Consider the following 6739-nt stretch of genomic DNA (forward strand, 5'->3'; position numbering starts at 1 on the left):
ACTTTAGAATTACTTTTTGTGTATCAAATGCCGCGACAAGATCTTCTAAAATAACCTCGACACCATTTTTAAGCAGCTCCGCTTGACCAAAATAGGAGATATCTCGATCAACAAACGGAATAATCTGATCAGTACCTTCAATAAGAGTGACTTCGATACCTCTTTCTCTCAGATTTTCAGCCGCTTCAAGACCAATAAAACCACCTCCAACCACTGTCATATGTTTCGGGTTTTTATCTTTAATAAACGACATGATTTTTGAGACATTTGCTACCGTTTTTAGCACGTAGTGATCAATTTTATCCAGCCCAGAAAATGCAGGAACGATTGAGTCAGCACCAGGCGCAACAACTAATGAATCATAATGCTCTGTTGTAACTTCTCCTGTTTGTGTGTTTTCCACTTGAATGGTTTTTTCATCGCTATTAACGGCAATCACATTACTGTTAATGCGTGCATCGATATTGAACCACATGTTGAACTTTTGCGGGTTCATTAAAATCAGCGTTTCTTCTTTTTCTACCAGCCCGGAGATATGGTATGGCAAACAACAGTTAGAGAAAGAGACAACCGGGCCTCTTTCAAACATAATAATCTCAGCGTTTTCATCTAGTCTTCTACAACGCGCCGCAGTTGACGCACCACCAGCAACACCACCAACAATAAGAATTCGTTTTTTCATAATTACATTCCTCAATTAACATAGTTTAAAAATATCAATCTCAACTTAACTCAAAGTACAACCTGACTTCTGCTGAGATATTTAATACAGTCACAATAAGGCCTATGGCAATTGACAACCAGCTAATGGAACAATCATGTATCAGAACCATACAATTCCTACACAATCACTCCATTAAAAGTTAACTGTTCCCGCTAATACGGGGCTAGTTTAGATAATATATGTGCGCATTTATGTCTCTTAATATGGAGCAATTTCTTATTCTTGAATTATATCGGTGATAGGGCTTTAAATAATGGTTGTAAATGCGTGGGTGTGAAGACTTCAAGAGAGTGAAAAGATAATCTATAGACATAAAAAAGTCCGATGTTAAGTGAACACCGGACTTAGGTTTTATTCAGATAAATACAAATGATTTACCCTTAACTAAACGGCTTTAGGCCGTTACCCCTCTTTTATTCATGATAATGAACGCTAAATTTTCATCCATTTGCCATCGTATAACGACGCTGAGGTCACAACACCAGCTCATATTTACGATTGTTCTATTATCTTGTGTAATGTCTCAGGTACTTCCCGAGAAAAAATGTGTGCAGCTATAGTTGCAACAATCGCTGCAAGTGGCACCACTAATACTATCATCACAAACAGTCCAGGCGGTGGATTCATGATACCAAAGTATGCAGCAAAGACAGCCGCGATATTACGTGTACACATGCCAAGAGCCACACTACTGCGCTGCGTTTTTTTCAAGCCAATACTAAATTTATAAGAGACTACCGTAATTGTTATGAAGAACAATATTAAGGCACCAGGCGCAAAAGTACCGATTAAACCCAGCATATCTTGCCCATAGAGAATCAAAGTGAGAAACAAGGACACTACTAGCGATATTCCACCGATCTTTTTAATCACAGGCAGCAGTTTGTTCGCTAAACTTGGCAACTTAATTCTCATCGCTCCGCCTATTAATAATGGCAATAGCACTAATATGAATAGAGGCTTAACAAGCGTCCAAACACTTAACTCTACACCTTTAACGACTAAAGGTGCCAATATTGGTACGAGTAAAACAGTGCCAATGGTCGATAACAACATAAATGCACCAGCGAAATTCATATCTCCCCCCGCCCTGCGTACCATCACAGGAAAAAAGGGTGCCGTGGGTACAAGGCTAACTAAAAGAAGTCCAGCCGCGTGCGCTGGCGTTAAAGGAATAAACTGAACGATCAACTAAGCAATCATTGGACCAATAACCCATCCAAACATAGCAATTATTACAACTGTCCGTGCACTTTTTAGGGTGTCACGTACCTCTTTGATATTTAGCTCTAGTCCCATCGACGCGAGGTTAGAGACAGTAAATACAACAACTAACAAGTTGAAAAAATATCTAAATTCATACATTTCTACCTTTGATATATATTATGAGAAACAAGTGGTCACTGTAATGCTCAAAACAACACATAACTAACCAATGGAACAATCATGTATCAAATAGGTAATATTCATGCACGATCGTTCCTTTGAGGCATTTAATGAATTAAAGGTGCACCCGTAAACCGGAAGTGAAAGTGTTACAGCCAAGTCATCTATTGCGGATAAACGTATTCACTGCAAAAAAGTGAGATCCTGAACGTTGAATGGGTCAGCTTTGGGATTAAGCGATGATTTTTGAAAAAGGTGCTTTAGTTGAACATGACATCAGCATAATTGAGTGAAGAAAGTAAATACTCCCCTTTTGCCCTTAGTGCAAAAGGGGAATCGAGCTTAGATAGAATAAAAGAAGTATATTTGTGATTTCATACGGATAATAATGCCAAGTACTACATCTAAGAAGCTCAGGAAAGCAATTGGCTTCTCAGCAGAGATCCAAGCCAAACCAACAGCGCCAACGGGTAAATCCTTTCTTTGCGTTTCATCAATTTTCAATCTGACAAAATGATGTTTATTATTTGCATTTTGCCCTGTTGTCTGGCGAATTTTTGTAAGTAGGCTAACAACTAACTTATACCAAAAGTATAAACAAGGTGATCAGTCTTGCTTGATCACCTTGTTTATTCATTCCATTGGCATTGATTAGTAATAATTGATTGCCAATCAATCTTCAATAAATTGCATTGAAAGAATAGGTAATATTTAGTGAAATCATCTCCCCTTCATGGCGAGATTTAGCACCAAATTCTTTCACGTAATTAAGCGCTAGATTCCAGTTTGGGTCTAACCAATAAGCAACTTGCAAACCAAGGCCATGAACCTCCGATTGATTACCCAAAGAGGTATTATATGTTTGATTAACGTTATCTAACGATCCAGTAAGCTCATCATTGTCTACTTGCCATTGGCTGTAACCTTTGATCCCAACTTCTAATTGTTGAGTTAAATACTGGCTATAACCATACTCTATGGTCAAATGATTGCCCGGCGTAACGCCTGTTTTATCTACTTCACCATGATACTCATAAGTTGTCGATAACATCAACGCCGACGCTTTATCCATGAAATAATAGTAACCAGATAGTTGAACCTGAGCAGTGGTCATATCAAGGCTAATATCGCTTGCACCTGTCGGTAAATAAAACCCTACACCTAGATTAATATCATAATCTTCATTTAACCAGCCTAACCATAAAGGCTGAATAAATGTATCACCCACTCCTGTAGACTTTTCCCCGCGTACATCCGTTTGAACTAATGTTGGGCTGACATAGAAGCTATATCTTGCGCCTAATACTTCATAATCTGTTGTCCACATAAACAATGGCGCTATCGCCGAAGAGGTAAAATCTGTATTAGCACCTACTGAATCGCCATTTTTGTCTTTCAAGTCACCGCTTGAGTATTGCAGATTATATTGCTCATAAACAAAGCCTGCTTGAGCAGGCATTGTCATGTCTCGTACATTTGCGGCACCTGGTAAATAATGGCCAGCTCCAAATAAGCCATCTGCATAGCTGGCAGGAGTCAAGAGAGATAATGCTAAGTACATCGTTAATTTGGCATTGGGATTAAACATATTGTTGCGTTCCTCATCGAATAACGGAGCCTAGTCAGGCGGTTGAAGCTCAATATATGGAAGAAAAATACAAACTGCGATCTGATGGAATCATTAACTACTAAACACCACCTTATTGTATATGTTTATTCCATGTTGAGAATAATTTGGGTGGCCAGCATTTATAAAAAAGCAGGAGTAATAGTCTTTATTATTAAGTTAAATCAAAGGTTACTCGTCGCTTATCAATTTAGTAAAACATTTATAAAGTGCGAAATGAGCCTGATGCAATAGATAGTATATATCCAAAATGTAACCTTAATTGATAGCAATCTTCCTCTTCATAGATGCCACTGAATTTCAAACCTACAATTGCCTCAAATCAAATAAGCCAATGCCTAATAAGGAAATAAAATGAATAACATAATAGAGAATGGAGTGATCAGCCTTACCCCCTTTTTCTCCATTACAATCGGAATTTTAGTGCTATTTTTAGGGCGTAGAGTCAGTCAAAAAGTGACAATGCTCAGAGAGTTTAGTATTCCAGAGCCTGTTACCGGCGGTTTGTTTCTGTCTCTGCTATTCACCATACTATTTCTAACAACTGGATACGAAATCAATTTCGATTTAGATGCCAGGGACTTTTTCTTAGTCTACTTTTTCACCACTATCGGTATAAATGCAAGAGTAAAAGACCTGCTTTCAGGAGGGAAGCCACTCATTATTTTACTTGCCGTGACAGCTATCTACCTAATTTTACAAAATATTATAGGTATCAGCGTTGCTTCTTTATTAGGCATTGATTCTGTTATTGGGCTGCTAGGTGGTAGCGTTTCACTTATTGGTGGTCATGGTACTTCTATCGCATGGTCTCCACAAATTGGTGAACAATTTAATATTGATAATGCAATGGAAATAGGGATAGCTTGTGCAACATTTGGCTTAATACTTGCGAGCTTAATGGGTGGACCTATCGCTAAGTTCTTAGTCAATAAACATAATTTGGTTGCTGACAAAGATATTCAAAAAGATGAAAGTAGTGTACACAAAAATACAACAATTGATGCATATGGTTTTCTAGATGCAATCGTTGCTATTCATGCCTGCATTGCGCTAGGTTTCATATTGAATGAAGCGATAGCAGCGCTTGGTTTGCAGTTGCCACTGTTTGTAGCATGCCTTTTTGCCGGTATCTCTCTTTCTAATCTTCTTCCTAATTCATACAAACGAATTTCAGGGCTTAGTTGGCCAGCACGCTCACCTGCTATCGATTTAATTGCAGAGATCTCATTAGGCACCTTTTTAGCAATGTCATTAATGAGCCTTAAATTGTGGACCTTAGTTGATTTAGCTGGACCGATGTTTATTTTATTAGCATTCCAATTTTGCTTTGCTGTGATTGTTGCTATTTTCGTGGTCTTCCCATTAATGGGCAAAGATTATGATGCTGCTGTAGTTTGTGCGGGTTTTGGTGGAATATCACTTGGCTCTACACCAACAGCGATGGCTAATATGACATCCGTCACCCAACGATACGGCCACTCACAACTTGCTTTTATTATCGTACCGCTAGTCTGTGCATTTTTTATCGACTTAATTAATGCCGTTGCCATCCCAACTTTTTTAAATTTATTAGGATAATCATTAGGAGTTAATATGAGTTATTTAAATGCAAGAGAAGTATTCCAGAGTGCACTGCATGTATTGTGCACCACTGGCAATTATCAAAACCGATTAATTAGAGCATATACAATCACGACTCAAATTACGCCAGCAAGGGATCTTCCTTCGCAGCTGATTAGTGAGTATTACGAATTGCAATATAGTATGAATAGTAAGGTCTGCGCTAAAGGTGAAAGTTCATTAATGGCAACGGTAACCTCACTAAATGTAATGGAAGTGGCTGTAATTATTGAAAAGTATATCGATATTTACAAAGGTTTGGTTGAGACGTCTGTGAAATAGTCGTTTAGCTTAGGTATTAATTCACAATCTAAGTAATCAAAAAATAATTTTTAGCACCTACATATAATCTAGTATGTAGGAGCTAAAAAGCTTAACGGTTTTTCATCCGAAAAATCAAATAAATCATAGTGTAGTCGCTTAGTATAATTCGCCATGACTTTACTGTATTTAATATAAATTTCTAAGGCGCTAAGTGCCCCATAGCGCCTTAGAAAGCTAACTCGCTTTCGCCCCCATTAGCGAGTTAGAAAGCAACAAATTTGTGGCTAATATAACCTAGTATCTTTCAATTTTGGCACATTGCGATGCTTTCGTGGAGTGACCATCTCAAGCTCCTACTTGGTAAGCGAGTGGTCAGGGCAGAGAAGCTGAATGTCATGAAGACTATGAGTCAAAGAAGGAAGTATAGAATTGAAATTTACTCAATGCTTCCTAACTTAGGATGTTTTGGTAAGCGATGTCATTTTTTTTAAGCCAGACAACAATATTATCAGCACTTAAATGTAGATCGAGATTACCAGTTTCTTCAGTCTGCTTTATCAAAATATGGTCAAGTTGCAAACCTACAACTGCTATTTTTTCTAAATCAATAGCACTACATACATTTGGGCAACGATTACAAGATAAACGGCATACGGTTTTTACATCACATATTGCAGCTTTTTTCAGGTCACTTATCAGTCCCTTAGAGCATAAATCTTGATAACTTACAGCGATTCTATTCGACGACATTACATGGAACTCCTAACTATTAGATGTAAAACAAATATAATTAAAACTTAAAATGTACGCCCTTTCATTAGAACCTCAAATACCGCCAATATCCATGTTTATAAAAAATATAGTTTTACTTTACGACAGAGATCGCCTTGTTAATAAGTTGTTAATGACGATTTATCAACAGATAAATCTAGCAAAAGTTCTGAGGCGCTATGTGCCCCTTTACGACTTAGAAAGCTAACTCACAAACGCCCGCCGAGCGAGTTGTAATATTTATTATCATCAATGTTTCGCTATTGACACAACGCTCGCTTTCTCCCAAGTATAACCATCACTAGTGTCTGCTTAGAAATCCAGAGTAACAATCTATCTAAGCT

At 37.8% G+C, this 6739-nt stretch carries 6 protein-coding genes and 1 pseudogene; 2 read left to right on the plus strand and 5 right to left on the minus strand.

The window, feature by feature from the left end:
* The 4 genes and pseudogenes from AC4GME_RS09110 to AC4GME_RS09125 all read right to left on the minus strand — a co-directional run.
* On the minus strand, window positions 1-682 hold a 682-nt coding region (locus AC4GME_RS09110), incomplete at its 3' end, for an NAD(P)/FAD-dependent oxidoreductase (protein ID WP_490379267.1).
* 534 nt (window positions 683-1216) lie between these two features.
* On the minus strand, window positions 1217-1915 hold the full coding sequence (locus AC4GME_RS09115; protein WP_490377007.1) for a bile acid:sodium symporter: 699 nt from the start codon (window positions 1913-1915) through the stop codon (window positions 1217-1219).
* 537 nt (window positions 1916-2452) lie between these two features.
* Window positions 2453-2668 (minus strand): annotated as a pseudogene (locus tag AC4GME_RS09120) (HlyD family secretion protein); the annotation flags it as partial.
* A gap of 121 nt (window positions 2669-2789) precedes the next feature.
* Window positions 2790-3698: a SphA family protein gene (locus AC4GME_RS09125; RefSeq protein WP_490377008.1), complete on the minus strand. Its 909-nt coding sequence runs from the start codon at window positions 3696-3698 to the stop codon at window positions 2790-2792.
* A gap of 393 nt (window positions 3699-4091) precedes the next feature.
* Here AC4GME_RS09125 and gltS point away from each other — a divergent pair, with 393 nt between their 5' ends.
* Entirely contained in the window at window positions 4092-5318 is a 1227-nt protein-coding gene (gene gltS / locus AC4GME_RS09130) for a sodium/glutamate symporter (protein ID WP_490377009.1), read from the plus strand.
* Window positions 5319-5333: 15 nt separating this feature from the next.
* Window positions 5334-5642, plus strand: a complete 309-nt coding sequence (locus AC4GME_RS09135; protein WP_490377010.1) for a hypothetical protein — start codon at window positions 5334-5336, stop codon at window positions 5640-5642.
* A 432-nt stretch (window positions 5643-6074) separates the two neighbouring features.
* Here AC4GME_RS09135 and AC4GME_RS09140 read toward each other — a convergent pair whose 3' ends face one another.
* Window positions 6075-6374: a hypothetical protein gene (locus tag AC4GME_RS09140; protein WP_490379268.1), complete on the minus strand. Its 300-nt coding sequence runs from the start codon at window positions 6372-6374 to the stop codon at window positions 6075-6077.
* Window positions 6375-6739 lie beyond the last annotated feature (365 nt).

The organism is Psychromonas sp., from assembly GCF_983033635.1.

Coding starts and splice junctions, on each gene's coding strand:
- AC4GME_RS09125 (WP_490377008.1), bottom strand. CDS start 3,698: ATGTTTAATCCCAATGCCAAATTAACGATGTACTTAGCATTATCTCTC.
- gltS (WP_490377009.1), top strand. CDS start 4,092: ATGAATAACATAATAGAGAATGGAGTGATCAGCCTTACCCCCTTTTTC.
- AC4GME_RS09135 (WP_490377010.1), top strand. CDS start 5,334: ATGAGTTATTTAAATGCAAGAGAAGTATTCCAGAGTGCACTGCATGTA.
- AC4GME_RS09140 (WP_490379268.1), bottom strand. CDS start 6,374: ATGTCGTCGAATAGAATCGCTGTAAGTTATCAAGATTTATGCTCTAAG.